This is a genomic window from Bradyrhizobium sp. WBAH42, from assembly GCF_024585265.1.
In the GTDB taxonomy this organism is placed as follows: domain Bacteria; phylum Pseudomonadota; class Alphaproteobacteria; order Rhizobiales; family Xanthobacteraceae; genus Bradyrhizobium.
Map to the genome: position 1 here is coordinate 3691484 of NZ_CP036533.1, position 19605 is coordinate 3711088.

Below are 19605 nucleotides of genomic sequence, written 5' to 3' on the forward strand. Positions count from 1 at the left end.
TCCGACAGCGCGCCAATTCGATTGACTCTTCGAGCACCGTTAGCTTTATATTAGAACATATCATGAACAAATGAGCCAGCCGTTGGTTCTTCTTTTGAAGACCACGGCACCAATTCCTGAAGGAGCGGCGAGCATGAGCGGCGCACGCATCAGCGCGCTTGCGACCTTGCGCAGCCAGATCGAGCGCATCGAGACGGCGGAGGTCGTGCATCAACACGATCGCGTCGCGCTCGGCCACAGCGAGGCCGACAGCGCGCTGAAGGGCGGGCTCGCGCGCGCGGCGATCCACGAGGTGTTTTGCGAGGGGCGCCAGGGCGCGGCCGCGACGGGCTTTGTCATGGGGCTTGCGGGACGCGTGAGCGCGCGTCGGCCGCTGCTGTGGGTGCGACAGGATTTTTCGGAGCTCGAAGCCGGTGCGCTGTCGATGAGCGGGCTTGCCGAACTCGGCCTCGATCCGCGCCGTGTCGTGATGGTGCGCGCGGCCGATGTCGAGAGCGCGTTGCGCACCTCGGCCGATGCGCTCGCCTGCGATGCGCTGGGCGCCGTCGTGCTCGAGTTGTGGGGCGAGACCAGACAGTTCGATCTCGTGGCAAGCCGCAAGTTGACGCTCGCCGCGCAAGGCTCGGGCGTTACCGGCCTCTTGCTGCGGATGGCGGCGCAGCCGCTGCCTTCGACCGCGGAAACACGATGGATGCTGCGGGCGGCGCATTCGCCGCCGGGCTCGGTGTGGAGAGCCTGGGGCGCGCCGGTGTTCGATGCCGAACTCTTGCGCAATCGTCATGGCCCGTGCGGCCGGTGGATCATGGAATGGAATTGTGATGAGTGCCAGTTCAGTGAACCGTCGACGTATCCTCAGCCTGTGGCTGCCGCGCCTGCCCATCGACAGGATCCAGCGGTTCTTCAGCAGCGCCGGGCTGGGTAAGGCCAATCATGAGCCTGATATCGTCGTCATCAAGGACAACAATGCGCTGGTGATCCATGCGCTGGACGAGGCCGCCGAGCGCCTCGGCCTGTATATCGGCCAGCCGCTCGCCAATGCGCGGGCGATGTGTCCGGACCTGCGTGTGTTCGACGCCGACCCTGTCGCCGATGCCAAGACGCTCAGCGATATCGCCGATTGGTGCGACCGTTTCACGCCGCTGGTGGCGCTCGATGCGCCGCACGGGCTGTTTCTTGACATCACCGGCTGCGCGCATCTGTTCGGCGGCGAGGCGGCGCTGTTGCGGACATTAGTCCGCGCGCTCTGCCGGCAAGGCTTTGCCGTCAGCGCGGCGATCGCCGGCACCTCGATCTGCGCCCGCACGCTGACGCGGCAGGCATCCGGCACCATCGTTGCCGATGGCGGCGAGGCGGAGGCGATCAGGTCGTTTCCAGTCTCCGCGCTCGGTGCAGGTGAAGCCATCACCACCGGCCTGCGCCGCGCCGGGCTGAAGACCATCGGCGATGTCGCATCGCGCAGCGCCTCCGAAATCACGGCGCGGTTCGGCGCGCGCTTCTCCACGCTGCTCGCCCATGCGCTGGGGCAGGGCGATGCGCCGATCAGCCCGCGAAAACCGCTGCCCGATTACATCGTGGAAAAACGCTTTGCCGAGCCGATCGCGACCGACACCATGATCGCGATGACGCTGTCGCGGCTGGCCGACACGCTTGTTACGTCCATGGAGAAGCAGGGCAAAGGCGCACGGCGACTTGAAGCGGCATTCTTCCGCACCGATGGCGTGGTGCGCACGATCACGGTCGAAACCGGACGTCCCGTGACGCGAAGCGCCGTGATCGACCGCCTGTTCCGCGAGCGGCTCGATGCAATCGCAGATCCCCTCGATCCCGGCTTCGGCTTCGACATGGTGCGGTTGTCGGCGAGCCGCACCGAGACCGTGGTGCAGGAGCAGCGCGATCTCGATGCCCATGTCCACGACAATGACGAACTCGCCGCGCTGATCGACCGCATCGCCGCGCGCATCGGGGGAAAACGCGTCGTCGTGCACCTGCCGCAGGATACCCACATCCCCGAAAGCGCGGTGCTGGCCGCATCGGCGCAGCATCATCTCGCGGCTGCCATGCAGGCGGAATGGCCTGTTCGTACCGAGAGCGAGCCGCCGCTGCGTCCCTTGCGGCTGTTCGACAAGCCGGAGCCGATCAAGGTGCCGTTCGCGACCGTGCCCGATGGCCCGCCGCATCAATTCACCTGGCGCCGCGCGCTGCATGCGGTGGTGCGGGTGGAGGGCCCCGAGCGCATCGCGATGGAATGGTGGCGGCAGGACGGCAAGCAGCTGACGCGGGATTATTTCCGCATCGAGGATGCCGAGGGCCTGCGCTTCTGGATCTTTCGCGACGGTCTCTATGAAGGCGAGGTGTTCGACGGTGACGGCAAGCCTGCGTCTCCCGGCTGGTATGTGCACGGTCTCTTCGCATGAATACGCTCAGCTATGCCGAGATTGGCATCACCACCAACTTCTCCTTCCTGCGCGGCGGCTCGGATCCGCGTGCCTATGTGCATCAGGCCAGCGCTCTGGGAATTCCGGTGATCGGCATCGCCGACCACAACACGCTCGCCGGCGTGGTGCGTGCCTGGAACGAGCTCGACAATGACGAGGTGCTGCACAAGCCGAAACTGTTGATCGGCGCCCGCATCGTCTTCATGGATGGCACGCCCGACATCCTGGTCTATCCACGCGATCGCGCCGCCTATGGCCGGCTGTGTCAGCTCCTCACGAGGGGCAAGCGCGGCGACGACATCACGCGGATCGAGAAAGGCGAGTGCCGTCTCACCTTCGCCGATCTCCTGGAATTCTCGCAAGGCCAGCTCCTGATCCTGACGCTGCCGCATCGTTTCGAGCCGGCGCAGGCGCTGGATGTTCTCGCAAAGCTTAGGGATAGCCGTGCCGAGGGCGTGTGGCTGGCGGCGAGCCTGCTCTATCGCGGCGACGACAGGCGGCGCCTCTCGCGGCTCGATGATCTCGCCGCAAAGGCCAAGGTGCCGCTGCTCGCGACCAACGAGGTGCTGTATCACGATCCTCGCCGCCGTCCGCTTCAGGACGTGCTGACCTGCATCCGGGAAAAGACCACGATCGAGGCGATTGGACGGAAGCTCGAAGCCAATGCCGAGCGCTTCCTGAAGACGCCGCGCGAAATGGCGCGGCTGTTCCGCGATTTTCCCGAGGCGATCGCAGAGACCATGCGCTTTGCGGACGCAATCGAGTTCTCGCTAGATCAGCTCAAGTACCAATATCCCGACGAGCCGGTGCCGCCGGGCAAGACCGCGCAGGGGCATCTGGAGGACCTGACCTGGGCGGGCGTCGACAAATATTTCGGCGGCAAGATCGACGACAAGCTGCGCGCGACCTTGAACAAAGAGCTCGCGCTGATCGCCGAGCTGAAATACGCGCATTACTTCCTCACCGTGCACGACATCGTCCACTACGCGCGCAGCCAGAACATTTTGTGCCAGGGCCGCGGTTCGGCAGCGAACTCGGCCGTGTGTTACGTGCTCGGCGTCACCTCGGTCGACCCGACCAAGGTCGATCTGTTGTTCGAACGCTTCATCTCCAAGGAGCGGCTGGAGCCGCCCGATATCGACGTCGATTTCGAGCATTCGCGCCGCGAGGAGGTGATGCAATATGTCTATCGGCGCTACGGCCGCCACCGCGCCGCGATCATCGCCACCGTCATTCATTATCGCCCGCGCAGCGCCATCCGCGACGTCGGCAAGGCGCTGGGCCTGACCGAGGACGTCACCGCCGCGCTCGCCGACACCGTCTGGGGCAGCTGGGGCAAAGGCCTCAATGACATGCAGGTCCGCCAGGCCGGGCTCGATCCCGACAATCCCATGATCAACCTCGCGGTCGAGCTTGCGACCGAGCTGATCGAATTCCCGCGTCACCTGTCCCAGCATGTCGGTGGCTATGTGCTGACCCAGGACCGGCTCGACACCTATGTGCCGATCGGCAATGCCGCGATGGACGACCGCACCTTCATCGAATGGGACAAGGACGACGTTGACGCGCTTCATATGATGAAGGTCGACGTGCTCGCGCTGGGCATGCTGACCTGCATCAGGAAATGTTTCGATCTCATCGACCAGCACAAGGGCGAGCGTTTTGTGCTTGCGAGCGTTCCCCAAGACGATCCCAACGTCTACGACATGCTGTGCCGCGGGGAATCGCTTGGCGTGTTCCAGGTCGAGAGCCGCGCGCAGATGAACATGCTGCCGCGGCTGAAGCCGCGCACCTTCTACGATCTCGTCATCGAGGTCGCGATCGTTCGCCCCGGGCCGATCCAGGGCGACATGGTGCATCCCTACTTAAGGCGGCGGAACGGGCTGGAAAAGGTGAGCTATCCGTCTCCGTCGCCGGACCATGGTGACAAGGACGAGCTTTACAAGGTGCTGCACAAGACGCTCGGTGTTCCGCTGTTCCAGGAGCAGGCGATGCGCATTGCGATCGAGGCCGCGCACTTCACCTCCGAGGAAGCCAACGGCCTGCGCCGCTCGATGGCGACCTTCCGCAACGTCGGCACCATCGGCCAGTACGAGGAGAAGCTGATCGGCAACATGGTCGCCCGCGGCTACGATCCCAATTTCGCCAAAAGCTGTTTTGACCAGATCAAGGGATTTGGCTCCTACGGCTTTCCGGAGAGCCATGCCGCGAGCTTTGCACAGCTGGTCTACATTTCGTCGTGGCTGAAGCACTATCATCCCGACGCCTTCTGCTGCGGTCTGTTGAACTCGCAGCCGATGGGCTTTTATGCGCCGGCGCAGATCGTCGGCGATGCCCGCAAGAACGGCGTCGAGGTGCGCGACATCGACGTGTCCTACAGCTTTGCGCAGAACACGCTGGAAAATACGGATGGCAAATACTGTGCCGTGCGCCTCGGCTTCCGCCAGATCGATGGATTCCACTGGCTGGACGAGGACGAGGAGAGGCTGAAGCGCTCCCAGCGGTCATTCCGGGGCGACGCGTCAGCATCGAGCCCGGAATCCATAACCACGATCGGGAGTATGGATTCTAAGGTGCGCAATTGCGCACCAGAGCTCGCGCCAAGAGGCGCGCCCCGGAATGACGACGTGGAGAGAGTGCCCGATTGGGCCAATCGCATCGTCGCCGCGCGCAACCGCCGTCCCTTCACCTCGCTGGAAGATTTCGCCCGCGACACCGGGCTGCCCAAGCGCGCGCTGATCCTCTTGGCGGATGCCGATGCGTTCCGCTCGCTCGGGCTCGATCGCCGCGAAGCGCTGTGGCAGGTGCGGCGGCTGCCCGACGACGTGCCGCTGCCGCTGTTCGAGGCGGCGACCGCGCGCGAGCAGCCGGACGAAGGCGCAAAACCGCTGCCGGTGATGCCGCGCGCCGAGCAGGTGGTCGCGGACTATCAGACCATCAGGCTGTCGCTGAAGGGCCACCCGATGGAATTCTTGCGCGAGATGTTGACGCGCGAGCGTATCGTCGCCTGCAAGGAGATCAGCCATGAGAACGAGCGGCGCCGTGTCCGCTGCGCCGGCGTGGTGCTGGTCCGGCAACGCCCGGGCAGCGCCAGCGGCGTCGTGTTCATGACGCTGGAGGACGAAACCGGCATCGCCAATGTCGTGGTGTGGCCCAAGGTCATGGAGCAGTACCGCAAAGAAGTGATGGGCGCGAGGCTCATCCTGGTCGAGGGCTACATCCAGAGCAGCCCGGAGAAGGTGACGCATCTGATCGCCCAGCGCATGGTCGACCGCTCGCACGATCTGGTCGGATTGTCCAACGATGCGCTAAGCCGCAAGCATCCGGTGCCGGCAGGGGCCACCGTCGTCGAGCCGCTCAACGAAGACCCCCGCGCCCTCGCGGATAGCCCAGCGCAAAAAATCCGCCACCCCCGCAACGTCCGCATCCTGCCGCCGTCGCGGGATTTTCATTGAGCGTCGTAAGGCGGGCTGCCCACCACGCCGTCATTGCGAGCGCAGCGAAGCAATCCAGACTGTCCCCGCGGAAAGATGCTGGATTGCTTCGCTACGCTCGCAATGACGAGTTTGCTGACGGCGATCGCGCGCCACACTCTCAGCTGCCGTAGGGTGGGCAAAGGCGCGTAAGCGCCGTGCCCACCTTCTGGGATCTCGTCGCGAAAGCGGTGGGCACGCTTCGCTTTGCCCACCCTCCAAGTTCGTCGATGATGATGCCGCCCCTCAAAAATTCACCCGGTTCGAGATCGCACCATCCACGACGAGATTCGAACCCGTGGTGAATCCCGACACCGGGCTTGCCAGAAACACCGCCGCGTTCGCGATCTCCTGCGGCGTCGCCATGCGGCCGGTCGGATTGCGCTTCATCGCGTCCTGGTACCGCTCCGGCATGTTCTTCTCGATCGTCTCCCAGACGCCGCCCTTGAAATAGACGGTGCCGGGCGACACGACATTCACGCGGATCTTCTTCTTCGCGTATTGCCGCGCCAGTCCCTTGGCCATGTGGATCAGCGCGGCCTTGATCGGGCCGTAGGAGCCGGCCGCGTCCGCCTGCGCCGCGGCGATCGACGAGACGATCACGAAGGCCGCATCGCCGCCTTCGGCGCCGCTTGCCTCGAGGAACGTCCGGGCGGCATCGAAGGCGTGCACGGCGCCGAGCACGTCGAGCCGGAAATTCTGCTCCCAGGATGCGGGATCGTGCCCTTGCGCCATTGCGCCGGCATTGGAAAACAGCAAGTCGATGCCGCCGAGCGCTTTTCCAGCCGTCTCGATCCAGCTTTTCAGCGCCGCGCCGTCGGTGACGTCGACCGTGCCGCCGGTGGCGTTGATGCCGCTCGCCTTCAACTCCGCGACGGTTGCCGCAACTTGATCGGCGTTGCGCGCGCACACCGCGACATTGGCACCTTCACCGGCCAGCGTCGCCGCAATCGCCCGCCCGATGCCGCGCGTGCCGCCGAGCACGACGGCGTTCTTGCCCTTGAGACCGAGATCCATTGTTGGCTCCTTTTTGGTGGTCGCAGGGACTGTAGCTGTTTCGAGAGACGCCCAGAAGCCCCCACGTCGTCATTGCGAGCGCAGCGAAGCAATCCAGATTGCATCCGCAGAAACAGTCTGGATTGCTTCGTCGCAAGGGCTCCTCGCAATGACGCGGAGAGACGCGGGACTCCTCACTCCGGCGCAGCCCCCACCGGCGGGCCACCGGGCGGGCGGTGCAGGAAGGTCAGCGAGGCATAGGCGCCGGCCCAGGAGCCGATCGCGGCGAAGGCGACATAGAAGGCGTTCTCGGTGTAGCTGATCACGGCGTAGGAGGAGAGCAGGTACCAGACCGCGCTCCAGTTCGCGGCGGGGATGCGCTTGCGCGCGATCACGGCCGAGGTGAACATGACATAGACGGCATCGGTGGCCGCTGTCGCGATGAACACGGCACCTGCGATGAGGGGATCGATGGCGGCCATTGCATTCCCTTATGTGCTGATGGATGGTCGCGAAACTACAGCATGATCCGGAAGAATGTGCAGCGGTTTTCCGACGCGACAAACGCGGAACGCGCTTGCGCGGAGATCATGCTCAACTGCAAGGGAGAGAAGTGGCCATGCAAAGCCCCGCCGATATTCTCAAGGATATCTGGACCTCCGCAGGTGGCGATCAGGCCGCGCTCGGCCGCGTGCGGCTGACCGGCGAGGAGCCGCAAATCCCGTCCTCGTTTCGCGTTGCCGTCGCCGGCCAGACCACGATCGCGGCGGCCGGCCTTGCCGCCGCCGAGATATGGAAGCTGCGCAGCGGCGAGGCGCAGGACGTCTCCGTCGACATGCGCCATGCCGTCGCCGAATGCCGTTCCGAGCGTTATCTGCGCCGCGACGACAAGCCACCGCCACCGGCCTGGGACGCCATCGCCGGCGTCTACAGAACCGGCGATGGCCGTTTCGTTCGCTGCCACACCAACTTTCCGCATCACCGCGACGCCGTCTGCAAGGTGCTCGACTGCGAGCCCGAGCGCGAGAAAGTACAGGCCGCATTGATGCAGTGGAAGGGCGAGGATTTCGAAAGCGCGGCCTATGCCGCGGGCGGCGTCGTCGCCTTGATGCGGTCCTACGACGAATGGTCCGCGCACCCGCAGGCGCGCGCGCTCGCCGAGTTGCCGCTGCTCTCGATCGAGAAGATCGGCGAGGCGCCGCCAAAGCCGTGGCCAAAAGGCGATCGTCCGCTCTCAGGTCTTCGCGTGCTCGATCTCTCCCGCGTCATCGCAGGTCCCGTCGCCGGCCGCACGCTCGCTGCGCACGGTGCGGACGTGCTGCTGGTATCAGGACCGGATCTGCCCGCGATCGACTGGCTCACCATCGACACCGGCCGCGGCAAGCTCACCACCTTCATCGAACTGAAGAGCGAGGCCGGCAGGGCGCAGCTGCGCGGGCTGTTGAAGGACGCCGACATCTTCTCGCAAGGCTATCGTCCGCGCGCGCTCGCCGCGCTCGGCTTTGCGCCGGAGCACGCAGCGCAGATCAATCCCGGCATCGTCTATGTCACGCTGTCGGCCTATGGCCACGCCGGCCCCTGGGCCGAGCGGCGCGGCTTCGACTCCCTGGTGCAGACCACGACGGGCTTCAACCATGCCGAAGGCCAGGCCGCCGGCATCGATGGCCCCAAGGAATTGCCGGCACAGATGCTCGACCACGCCACCGGCTATCTGATGGCGTTCGGCGCGATGATGGCCAAGGCACGCCAGGTGCGCGAAGGCGGCAGCTGGCACGTGCGCGTATCGCTGGCGCAGACGGGGCGCTGGCTGTGGAATCTCGGCCGGCTCGAGGGCGGATTGAATACCCCGGATACTACGGGAGAGGCCGTACATGCTGCGTTCATAGAACGCATGCAATCTGGCTTCGGCACCTTGAAGGCGGTGCAGCATTCCGCACTGCTGTCGAAGACGCCGGCGCAATGGAGCCGTCCGGCGATGCCGCTCGGCAGTCATCCGGCGCACTGGCCGGCGCGAAGCTGACATGAAGCTGACGTGTCGCAAAATTTTAACGCAAACGGATAGGGGCGAGGCGTTTTTTAGGTTGTTTGAACTCCCAATTCGGCACTATTAGCGCGACCGATCAGGCCGTCATTTGCCGAGATCGTCGCAGACACGACCGGGCCCCATGGTAGTTGAGAATACCAAGCGATTGCAGGTGCTTACAAAACAACGGGTGATCGCATCCGTAGTTTTACTAGCTCTCGCCGGCGCCGGTGCCGGAGCGTACGGCTTCTTCTCTTCGGGGGCGAAGGAAAAGAAGCACTCCGAAATCTCCAGCCAGTCGCGCAGGAATGCGCAGACCTTCACGCCGACGCCGTCCGAATGGGCGACGCTGACGATCGAGCCGGTCGCCGCCAGGAGCTTCCGCGCCGAGTATGTCACCGAGGGCAAGGTCGCAGTCGACGAGGACCGCTCGACCCCGGTGTTCTCGCCCTATGCAGGCCGTGTCACCAAGCTGCTCGCAAAGCCGGGCGAGACGCTGAAGCAAGGTCAACCGCTGTTTACGATCGAGGCCGCCGAGACCGTGCAGGCCCAGAACGATTTCATCGCGGCGATGACTTCGCAGAACAAGGCGAAGTCGGCGCTCGAGCTTTCCGACATCCAGTTCAAGCGCGCCAAGGACCTCTACGAGGGCCATGCCATTCCGCTGAAGGATTACCAGCAGGCGGAAGCGGCCCAGGTGCAGGCGCGCAACGACATGCGCTCTTCTGTGACGGCGCTGGAAGCCGCGCGCAACAAGCTGCGCATCCTCGGCTTCACCGACGAGGCGATCAGGACGTTCCAGGAAAAAGGCGTCATTGACCGGGAGATCACGATCTATTCGCCGATCTCCGGCACGGTCGTGCAGCGCAAGATCGGCCCGGGCCAATACGTCAATTCCGGTGCGAGCGATCCGGTCTTCGTGGTCGGCGACCTTTCCACGGTCTGGCTCACCGCCTTCGTGCGCGAGAGCGATGCGGCCGCGGTGTGCATCGGGCAGGACATCACCGTCAACGTGATGGCGCTGCCGGGCCGTCCGTTCAGCGCCAAGATCAATTACGTTGCCGCCGCGATCGACCCCGCCACCCGCCGCCTGTTGGTCCGCGCCACGATCGACAACAAGGACGGGCTGCTCAAGCCGGAAATGTTCGCGAACGTCACGATCTATTCGGCCGGCGACCGCGCCGCGCCGGCGGTGCCGAAGCAGGCGCTGATCTACGAGGCCGACAAGGTCCGCCTCTGGGTCGCGCGTGAGGACAAGTCGGTCGAGCTGCGCCAGATCAAGACCGGTCTCATCAACGGCAATCTCGTCGAGGTCACCAGTAATCTGAAGCCCGGCGAGCAGATCGTCACCAAAGGCAGTCTGTTCATCGACCGCGCGGCGTCCGGCAGCTGATCGACGACCCAAGAAAATTGAAGACCTGAATGGATCGTCTCGTTGCCCTAGCCGTCAACCGGCGTTTCCTGATGGTCGGCATGTTCGCCGCCGTGCTGATCGGCGGTCTGATCGCGTTCAACCGGCTCAACATCGAGGCCTATCCCGATCCGACCCCGCCGATGGTCGACATCGTGACGCAGAGCCCGGGGCTGTCGGCGGAGGAGATCGAGCGCTACATCACGATCCCGATCGAGACCCAGGTAGCGGGCCTGAAGAACATCACGACCATCCGCACCATCTCGCTCTACGGTCTGTCCGACGTCAAAATCCAGTTCTCCTTCGCCTATACCTATGACGAGGCGCTGCAGCAGGTGCTGAATCGCCTGGCGCAGCTCGCGCCGCTGCCCGGCAACGTCCAGCCGCAGATCTCGCCGCTCAGCCCGATCGGCGAGATCTTCCGCTATCGTCTCGTCGGCCCGCCGAACTACAGCGTGCTCGACCTCAAGACCATCCAGGACTGGATGCTGCAGCGCCGCTTCCGCGCGGTGCCAGGCGTGATCGACGTCACCGGCTGGGGCGGCAGGAGCAAGACCTACGAGATTCAGGTCGACTTCAACAAGCTGGTCGCCAACGGCCTGACGCTGCCGCAACTGCTCCAGGCGGTCGGCAATTCCAACGTCAATGTCGGCGGCAACACCGTCAATATCGGCCAGCAATCCGCCGTGGTGCGCGGCGTCGGCCTGATCCGCTCGATCGACGACCTCGCCAACACCATGGTGGCGCAGACAGGCGGCAATCCGGTGCTGGTCAAGGACGTCGCCACCGTCACGGTCGGCCAGAAGCCACGTCTCGGCATTGCCGGCCTCGACGATTCCGACGACATCGTGCAGGGCATCGTGCTGATGCGGCGCGGCGAGCAGAGCTCGCCGACCATCAAGCGCGTCCACGAACTCGTCCAGCAGATCAACAACTCCAGCATCCTGCCGCCCGGCGTGCGCATCGAGCGCATCTACGACCGCGGCGACCTGATCGAGCTCACCACCCACACCGTGCTGCACAACATGGTGATCGGCATCCTGCTGATCGTGCTGTTGCAGTGGATCTTCCTCGGCGATCTCCGCAGCGCGCTGATCGTCGGCGCCACCATCCCGTTCGCGCTGTTCTTCGCCGTCATCATCCTGGTGCTGCGCGGGGAATCGGCCAACCTCCTGTCGGTCGGCGCGATCGATTTCGGCCTCATCGTCGATGCCACCGTCATCATGGTTGAGGCGATCTTCCGCCGCCTGACGCAAACGACACCGATGTCGGAATCCGAGCATATGTCGCCCGAAACGCTGTTCGGCATGAAGAGCCATGCCATCCTCAGCGCGGCCGCCGACGTCTCGCGATCGATCTTCTTCGCCGCCGCGATCATCATCGCGGCCTTCCTGCCGCTGTTCACGCTGTCAGGCGTCGAGGGCAACATCTTCGGCCCGATGGCGCGCACCTATGCCTACGCGCTGGCCGGCGGCCTCCTTGCCACCTTCACCGTCACGCCCGCGCTGTCCGCCATCATCCTGCCCGCGCATGTCGAGGAGACCGAGACGAAGGTGATGCTGATCCTGCACCGGCTGTACTCGCCGTTGCTGAATTGGGCGGTCGCCAATCGCAGCATCGTCCTCGGCGGTGCGGTCGGCCTCGTGCTGATGACGGTCGCACTCGCCCGGCTGCTCGGCCTCGAATTCCTGCCGAAGCTGGAGGAGGGCAATCTCTGGATCCGTGCCACGCTGCCGCCGACCATCTCGCTCCAGGAAGGCAACAGCTACGTCAACGAGATGCGCAAGGTGATCCGGGCCCGGCCCGAGGTGGAATCCGTGGTGTCGCAACATGGTCGTCCCGACGACGGCACCGACGCCGCCGGCTTCTTCAACGCCGAGTTCTTCGCGCCGCTCAAGCCCGTGAGCCAGTGGCCAGGTACCCGCGACAAGGAGGAGCTGACCGCGCAATTGCTCAAGCAGCTCGACGATCGCTTCCCCGGCGTCGAGTTCAATTTCTCGCAATATCTCCAGGACAACGTCTCCGAAGCCGTCTCCGGCGTGAAGGGCGAGAACTCGATCAAGCTGTTCGGCAGCGACCTCCAGGCGCTCACCGACACCGCCAACAAGATCAAGCAGGTGCTGTCGACCGTGCAGGGCGTCACCGACCTCGCGGTGTTCACCTCGCTCGGGCAGCCGACCGTTCAGATCGACATCGACCGCGCCAAGGCCGCGCGTTACGGCCTTGCGCCGGGCGACATCAACGCCACCATCAAGGTCGCGATCGGCGGCGACACCGCCGGCGATCTCTATGAGCCCGGAAGCGACCGCCACTTCCCGATCATCGTCCGCCTCGCGCCGGAATATCGCCGCAGCGCCGAGGCGATCCAGAACTTGCGGATCGGCGCGCCCGGGCCGAACGGCACCGTCACGCAGATCCCCTTGAGCGAGGTCGCGACCATCAGCCTCGTCTCCGGCGCCGCCTACATCTATCGCGAGCAGCAGGAGCGTTATCTGCCGATCAAGTTCTCGGTGCGCGAACGCGATCTCGGCAGCGCGATCCGCGAGGCGCAGGACAAGATCGCCGCGCAGGTGCAGCTGCCGCCGGGCTCGCACATGGAATGGGTCGGCGAGTTCGGCAATCTCCAGGACGCGATCCGGCGGCTCTCGATCGTGGTGCCGATCTCGCTGGCACTGATAGGCGTGCTGCTCTGGTTCAACTTCGGTTCGATGACGGACACGCTGCTCGCGATGAGCGTGATCCCGATGGCGATCTTCGGCGGCGTGCTGGGCCTCTTGATCTCGGGCACCGCATTCAGCGTCTCGGCGGCGATCGGCTTCATCGCGCTGTTCGGCATCGCCGTGATGGACGGCATCATCATCCTGTCGCAGTTCAACCAGCTGATCGAAGAGGGCATGGACCGCATGAGCGCGGTGGTGCGCACCGGCGAGCTGCAGCTCCGGCCCGTGCTGATGACCTGCGTCGTCGCAGGCGTCGGCCTTCTTCCGGCGGCGCTGTCGGAAGGCATCGGCTCGCAGGTGCAGAAGCCGCTCGCGGTCGTCGTCGTCACCGGCATGATGCTGGCGCCGGTCGTGATCCTGGTGACCTTGCCGGTCCTGATCTCCTTCTTTTCCCGCCGCGCGCGCTGATCGTCAGAACCCGTAGAGCCGCGCCGGATTGTCGACCAGGATCTTCTTGCGCTTTCCGGCCGGCGATCTGGCAGAGAGGGTAAGATCGACGGGGTCGAGGCCGAGGAGAGGCACAATTTTTGATTGCTGCTCTACTATTTGACTTTACCAGTCCAGAAAACTGGTAAAAAACTACAACGGTTGGTTGAGCCGTGGTGGTCGGCGTCGATTGCGTCTCTCTTTATTGGTAGGGCTAATTCATGAAGACCATTGTCCCGCTGAGCGCCTCGAATGGGGCGCAGTTTTACGTCGAAGTGGAAGATTCCGAGGCGGACAACTGGGTGGCGAGATCCGAGCCGCGTTCGCCGCTATCTGATCAACCTGAGGGATCGGAGCTAACCTCGGCAGCGGGAGATGCGTTTGAGGCCATGAGTTCTCTGCAGGAGGGGCTGCGCGACGTGATCGCGAAGATCCATTCTGCCTTAACGGACTCGGCTCCGAGTAGTTGGAAATTGGAACTCAATGTCGGCTTTAAAGGCAAGACCTCCCCTATTCCGGTCCTGCTGTCAGGCGAGGCTAACGCGACTTTGAAGCTTCAACTGGAATGGAAGCGCTGAGAAACCTAGATGGCGGCTGGCGAGCCGCAGTGGTTCGGCTGTTCGCTGCGGACCACAACGATTCAAGTAGGTTTGGTACTTACCTCGGGTCGGCGTTTCTCGTCAGCGAGACGCAATTGTTGACATGTCGACACGTCGTTGAGGGCCAAAGCGGCGAGTTGTACGCTTCCGGTCCAGCTTGGACAGGCCGGCAAAAAATAGTTAACATCTTAAGAAGTGCAGATAGGGATGTCGCTCTCTTAGAAGTGGCCGACGATCTTGATCGATTGGTTGCGCCACTGTTCTGTCGATCAAATCGAGATGTAATCGACAATAGGGTGGAAGTGACAATCGCTGGATATCCAAGCGCCGTCGGTCCACTTGAATTTCCGAGAATGAAGCTGCGTTCATACGAAGGCATGCTGAATACCTGGGTTCTGCATACTCATATTAGCAAAGGGTTGAGTGGTGGACCCGCGATAGTTGATGGTGAAGTTGTCGGGATTGCTCAAGCCCGAGAGACGGACGGTGGTAAGAGTTACGTCATCCCCCTCAATGCCGTGTCTGACCTTCTGTCTCAAAGACTCAAATCAGGTGAGAGAGGAAAATTTAGCGGCACAAATCAAGCTCCTTCAGCTCCGGCTGAATTCATAGGGCGTACTGAGATACAGAGGGAATTGAGACAATCGCTCTTCGAGGAAGCCAACCGCGTTGTGTGTCTGAAGGGGCTTGGCGGAGTAGGCAAGACTTCGTTGGCCCAAACGCTAGCGTGGGACTCAGAGGTAAGATCGCGGTTTCCGGATGGAGTGTTGTGGACGACGCTTGGTCAATCGCCAGATGTCTTGTCGTGCCTCCACGAAATCCTGATGCCGTTGGAGAGAACAACGTCTCAATATGCATCGATTGCGCTGGCTTCCGCGCAGCTGCGCATTTTATTGAGCAAGGCGCGCTTTCTTCTCGTTCTAGACGACGTCTGGGCGTTCGAAGACGTGAGACCTTTTCTCGTGGCAGGGCTCAATTGTCGGATAGTCATAACTACTCGCGACAAATACGTAGGAGTCGCGGCCTCGGCGAGAATTTTTGACGTAGGGGTGCTCTCTCTGGATGAAGCGCAAGCGCTTCTGCGCGCGAGGCTTTCGTCCGATGCGGCAGCAGCGATGAATGGTGAGCAAACCGAGACATTGGCACAATTGGTTGAAGGCCTTCCGCTCGCGCTGGAGATAATCTCCGTACATCTGACCGACGGAATCTCCGCCCATCTTCTAATCAATGAGTTGAGGACCGAGATTGGCAGGCTGAGGGCGTTGACGATCGATGCGGCCTATGATGGAAATCGAAAGCTTAGCCTAGAGGCGACGCTTACGCTGAGTTTCGCTGCCCTGCAGCCTCAAAGTCGTCGGGCGCTGTTGCTGCTGGGATTATTGCGTTCGCAAGGCCTGATTACGCCGGGTGTAACTTCTATTTTGACGGGCGACACGCTCTTCGACGCAACCAAACTTCTTTCTTTTCTTGCGGCGAAATCGCTCTTAATGGCCGCCCAGACTGAAGCGGGTGAGCGTGTCTATCGGATGCACGATCTGATAAGAGATAAATGTCGGCTAGAGCTGCTTGACGGGGCCAGCAGGGGCGACCAGCAGAACCCCTTCCGTGGTAACGCGCAAACCTTTGTTGCAAGCCAAATTAAGCAACGTAAAGGGCAGGAGCCGTGGTCAAGGTTAGGCAAAGATAGTTACCTTTCAAGGCATCTGGTCTTTCACTTGATTGAATCGGGAGATCTTCCCTCTGTATTCGATCTTCTCGAAGAAGATGAATTTTCGTCTGATGCGGTCACCGTGAAAAACGGATGGCTCGTCAGCCAGGAGCGTTGCGGGTGGCCGCACCAATTCTTGTCCGACGTTGATCTTGCGTGGTCTCTGGCTGAGTCGACTTTTGCAAAAGTCATGACCGATCGGAGCGCGACGTTAACGCAAGAGGCGGTCAGTAGCTTGGGTTATATTATTCGAGCCGCGTTCGTGACAGCGTCCGTCATAAATCAAAACGCAAGAATATCTAAGCGACTGGTTCGCCTTCTCCTTCGACATGGCGTGTGGTCCCCGGGGCAGGCGGTTTATGCGGTCGGTCGATCTTTGGATCCTTACGAGTTGGTAGACTTTGCCAATGAGTTGCCGGAGCCTTACAATTCTCAGGCGCTTGCACTAGCTCTCGCTCGTCTGTCTCAGCTTTTTCATAGAGCTGATGCATCTAACGTCCTATCGGCGCTTGCTGCAGCTCTTTTTCTGTTTGACGGGCAGAAAAAGGAAACGACCAGGAGGGTAATCGGCGAGTTGTGCGGCCCGACAAGCCAATTGCCCTTGAGGTCCCTCGACGATAGGGAGCTGGTCGACTACGCCGTAGAAGCGCTCGTGTATGATATAAATGTGCGACCGGTCGTGTTTGATCGTGTGGTGGAGTTCTTGCTATCCCGGTTGGTAGCTGAGTTGGAGGCAGGCGAAACGAGCCGAGTGTATATTTTCGCCGAGCGATACGTGCGGCTTCTTTCTGAGTTGCTTTTCAACTACCTTTGGAAGAGCCAAACAGTTTCCGGCATTCATCGTGCTGTGACATCTCTAGGCAAGTTTCGATCAAATATTTCTACGGTTCTGGAGCGGTTAGCAGACGAGGGTGTGGCATCTTTAGTTAGCCTCTTGCCTCGCGAGCGGATCACCGCTCTCTTTGATCAGACGTTCGCTAAATTCCAAGCGGCTTCGGCTCGATTGGACACATTGGAGGTTGGGCAAATTGGAGAGTTGCGCTCCTCGCTTAGCGAGCTCGCGCGAGTGATGATTCTCTGCGTAGCAAATTGTGACGACGGTAGACTTGATGATCTGGTCGGCCAATTTGCGCGGAGGTACGAAAGGTTTAGATCAGACATATACGTATTTTTGGCTCTGCTTGGCAAGGACCAGGTCGTTCGTTCGATTCGTCAATTGGGGCCGTTCGCTCCGATGGCAGACCAGTTGCAATGGGTATCGTCGTTTGGGCACGAACAGCTCCGTCGAGATATCTTTTCAAGTTCAATCGTTGAATTGGAAAAGGGGGCGGTGAGAGCGAATTCTGGCGCGATTCTAGAAATTTGCGAGCGACATTTTTCTAGGATGAATTATGAAGAGCAGCGTCGTTTGGCTAAGCTGCTGATAAGGTTGCCCTACAGTACGGCAGTGACGGCTGTTGTGGTCCGCATCTTTGATGAGCTTGAGGATGTTGAAGCAGAATCCACCTATCTCGCGGCGAGAGAAGTCGGCGATCCAATCGGTCTCTTCGTCCTTGGCTGTGCTCGTACTTGTCGGGGCGGCGCTTGGGACGAGGCCGCGGTTGATAATTTGACTGGCGTTCTTCGGTCAATCTTGCAGAAGGCAGAGACGGTCAGGGCAGTTGTTGACGTGGTTACATTCGTGAAATTGCCATCCAGTGTGTCGGCACGCTTCTTGGAGATTGCTATCGAGTCTGCTCGAAGTATAACCGACGATGAGCCGGTCTTTCAGGCATTCGTACGTGTAGCCAGCTTGGCGCCCAATGGCGCAAGCTTGGTCGCGGTCGCACCTATTCTCAGCGGCGTTCCTGGTATTGTGCTGTCGGACGAACAAATTAGAGCGTGCACGAAGATCAAGCTCCGCTCGCTGGACGCGAGTGAGCCCTTTAGACGTGCAACCACGAAGATCGAAAATGCGCCCGACGAGTATTTCGGAAGTATGCTCAGCGATACAGAACTCGCTGCCGAGCTGTCGAAGAAACTCAAGCAATTAATTACCACCGATTCAAGATCTGCCCTGTATAGCGATGTGGTTCCCTATGTCCGAGAGCTTGCATTGCGGGGCTATGAGGATGTGGCGCTAGAGACTTCGTACGCCATCCACGATTGTTATAGGTGGTGGCGGTAGTTGCGGGGCTGTCTAGCTTCTCCCGTCATCCAGAATAGCCGAGATTCCAGGCTTCTGGGCTAGCAGGGATCAGAACCCGTAGAGCCGCGCCGGATTGTCGACCAGGATCTTCTTGCGCACCTCGGCATCCGGCGCCCACACCGGAAGCTGGTTGAGCAGGCGGCCGTCGTCGATCTGATAGAGCGGCGCGATGTCGGTGGGCTTGCGTCCCTCGACGCGGCTCGAATCCGGATGCGGCCAGTCGGTGCCCCAAACGATGCGGTCGGCATTGGCTGCGATCAGCGCGCGGGCATAGGGCACCATGTCCTGATAGTCGGGCGCGAGCTTCGACGAGCGATAGGCACCGGAGATCTTCACATGGGCCTTGCCGGACTTCACCAGCGCGACGAGATCGGAGAAGCCCGGCTGCTCCAGCCCGAGCGAAGCCTCGAGGCCGCCGAAATGGTCGAATACGACCGGCACCGGCGCCGTCTCGACGAGGTCCTTGATCGCCGAGATCATGGCCAGCGTGGTGTAGAGCTGCACGTGCCAGCCGCGCGCCTTCATGCGCTCGACGGCGGCGGTGAAGCGCGGCCGGCCGACATTGGGATCGTTGACGCCGCCGGTCGCCAGATTGAGGCGGATGCCGCGGAAGCCGTCCTGGTGCATCGTATCGAGCGCGCTCTCCGGCGTCTTGTCGTCGATCACGGCGACGCCGCGCGCGGTCGCGCCGCGCGCCTTCATGCCGAACAGCGTGGAGGAATTGTCGGTGCCGTAGACGCTCGGCGTCACGATCACCACGCGCTCGATATGCAGCGCCTTGTGCAGTGCGGCCATTTCTTCCGGCGAAGCCGGCTCCGGCGTATAGACGCGTCCGGCGAAGAACGGAAACTTTTCGACATCGCCATGAATGTGGGTATGGCAGTCGCAGGCATGCGCCGGGACGTCGAAATTGATCGGCGTCGCGGGCTGCGCCGCGCGGGCATGGGCTTTGCTGGTCATGGCTACTCCGGCCGCAAGGGAGGCAAGCAGGACGCTGCGTCGGCTGAGCATGGTTTCTCTCCCGGTTATTTTTTTGTAGGCGGGTGGAAGGAGAATATCACATCAGCCGGGCAACCGCTCCGCTTCGCTGCATAGCTGCTCGACGAGACCAGCAAGCGGACGTGAGCCGTCCACGCGCACGACCGGGCAGGGCAGGCCCGAGAGCCACGCTTCATGCTTGGCGAGACTGCGGCCTTCGCGATCGCCGGCTTCGTAATGGGAGGCCCATTCGACGAAGTCTTCGGTTTCGCCATGGCGCCAGCCGCCTGGCGCGACGGCATCAGCGCCGAAATGGGCGGCCTCGCGGGCGCGCAACCGCTTCATCCGGATCTCGCGCGGCGCGGTCACGAAGACGACCAGGTCGAAGTACGAAACGAGCTCCTCACCCCAGCCGGTGACGGATCCGCTCAGCGCCCAGTCGAGGCGCGGCAAGAACATCTCGCGCATCAGGCGCAGGCGGTCGGCGGCCGGGCGGGTCGTCTGATAGGGCGGCACGGTCGGCAGCCAGAAATAATCGTCGCTGTCGTGATGCGGCAGCGCCAGCTGGTCCGCGAGCGCGCGACCGATCGTGGTCACGCCGGAGCCCGAGGCTCCCATCAGATGGATGCGGCGGCTTTTCATCGGCAT

12 protein-coding genes are annotated in these 19605 nt (G+C 62.3%); 8 read left to right on the forward strand and 4 right to left on the reverse strand.

The genetic code is table 11. The features are described 5' to 3' along the window. Window positions 1–133 precede the first annotated feature (133 nt). From DCG74_RS17195 to DCG74_RS17205, 3 genes are read left to right on the forward strand one after another with little or no spacing between them, the layout of a single operon-like run. Entirely contained in the window at window positions 134–922 is a 789-nt protein-coding gene (locus tag DCG74_RS17195) for an ImuA family protein (RefSeq protein WP_172784142.1), read from the forward strand. Then, entirely contained in the window at window positions 819–2414 is a 1596-nt protein-coding gene (locus DCG74_RS17200) for a DNA polymerase Y family protein (RefSeq protein WP_172784143.1), read from the forward strand. Before DCG74_RS17195 ends, DCG74_RS17200 begins: the two co-directional genes overlap by 104 nt. Next, the gene (locus DCG74_RS17205) at window positions 2411–5890 is read left to right on the forward strand and encodes an error-prone DNA polymerase (protein ID WP_172784144.1); all 3480 of its coding nucleotides are present in this window, start codon (window positions 2411–2413) and stop codon (window positions 5888–5890) included. The genes DCG74_RS17200 and DCG74_RS17205 overlap by 4 nt, the downstream gene beginning before the upstream one ends. Before the next feature lie 264 nt (window positions 5891–6154). Here the strand turns inward: DCG74_RS17205 and DCG74_RS17210 are convergent, their stop codons facing one another. Continuing rightward, window positions 6155–6925 (reverse strand): SDR family NAD(P)-dependent oxidoreductase, encoded by a 771-nt coding sequence (locus tag DCG74_RS17210; protein ID WP_172784145.1) that lies wholly within the window; start codon window positions 6923–6925, stop codon window positions 6155–6157. Between the two features lie 173 nt (window positions 6926–7098). Then, window positions 7099–7386, reverse strand: a complete 288-nt coding sequence (locus tag DCG74_RS17215; protein ID WP_057027154.1) for a hypothetical protein — start codon at window positions 7384–7386, stop codon at window positions 7099–7101. A 137-nt stretch (window positions 7387–7523) separates the two neighbouring features. Between DCG74_RS17215 and DCG74_RS17220 the strand changes: the two genes are divergently transcribed. From DCG74_RS17220 to DCG74_RS17240, 5 genes are all read left to right on the forward strand, one after another. Next, complete coding sequence (locus DCG74_RS17220; RefSeq protein WP_172784146.1) at window positions 7524–8924, forward strand: CoA transferase; 1401 nt, start codon at window positions 7524–7526, stop codon at window positions 8922–8924. Window positions 8925–9069: 145 nt separating this feature from the next. After that, window positions 9070–10320, forward strand: coding sequence for an efflux RND transporter periplasmic adaptor subunit (locus tag DCG74_RS17225; protein WP_172784147.1), 1251 nt, complete (start codon window positions 9070–9072; stop codon window positions 10318–10320). Between the two features lie 29 nt (window positions 10321–10349). Continuing rightward, window positions 10350–13466 carry an efflux RND transporter permease subunit gene (locus DCG74_RS17230; RefSeq protein ID WP_172784148.1) on the forward strand — a complete coding sequence of 1039 codons (3117 nt, stop codon included), beginning with the start codon at window positions 10350–10352 and terminating at the stop codon, window positions 13464–13466. 239 nt (window positions 13467–13705) lie between these two features. Beyond that, window positions 13706–14062 carry a CU044_2847 family protein gene (locus DCG74_RS17235; protein ID WP_172784149.1) on the forward strand — a complete coding sequence of 119 codons (357 nt, stop codon included), beginning with the start codon at window positions 13706–13708 and terminating at the stop codon, window positions 14060–14062. Continuing rightward, window positions 14050–17958 (forward strand): NB-ARC domain-containing protein, encoded by a 3909-nt coding sequence (locus DCG74_RS17240; protein ID WP_172784150.1) that lies wholly within the window; start codon window positions 14050–14052, stop codon window positions 17956–17958. The genes DCG74_RS17235 and DCG74_RS17240 overlap by 13 nt, the downstream gene beginning before the upstream one ends. Window positions 17959–18027: 69 nt before the next feature. Here DCG74_RS17240 and DCG74_RS17245 read toward each other — a convergent pair whose 3' ends face one another. Beyond that, complete coding sequence (locus tag DCG74_RS17245) at window positions 18028–18990, reverse strand: amidohydrolase family protein (RefSeq protein WP_172784151.1); 963 nt, start codon at window positions 18988–18990, stop codon at window positions 18028–18030. Window positions 18991–19041: 51 nt separating this feature from the next. Next, entirely contained in the window at window positions 19042–19599 is a 558-nt protein-coding gene (locus tag DCG74_RS17250) for a hypothetical protein (RefSeq protein WP_172784152.1), read from the reverse strand. Between the last annotated feature and the right edge of the window lie 6 nt (window positions 19600–19605).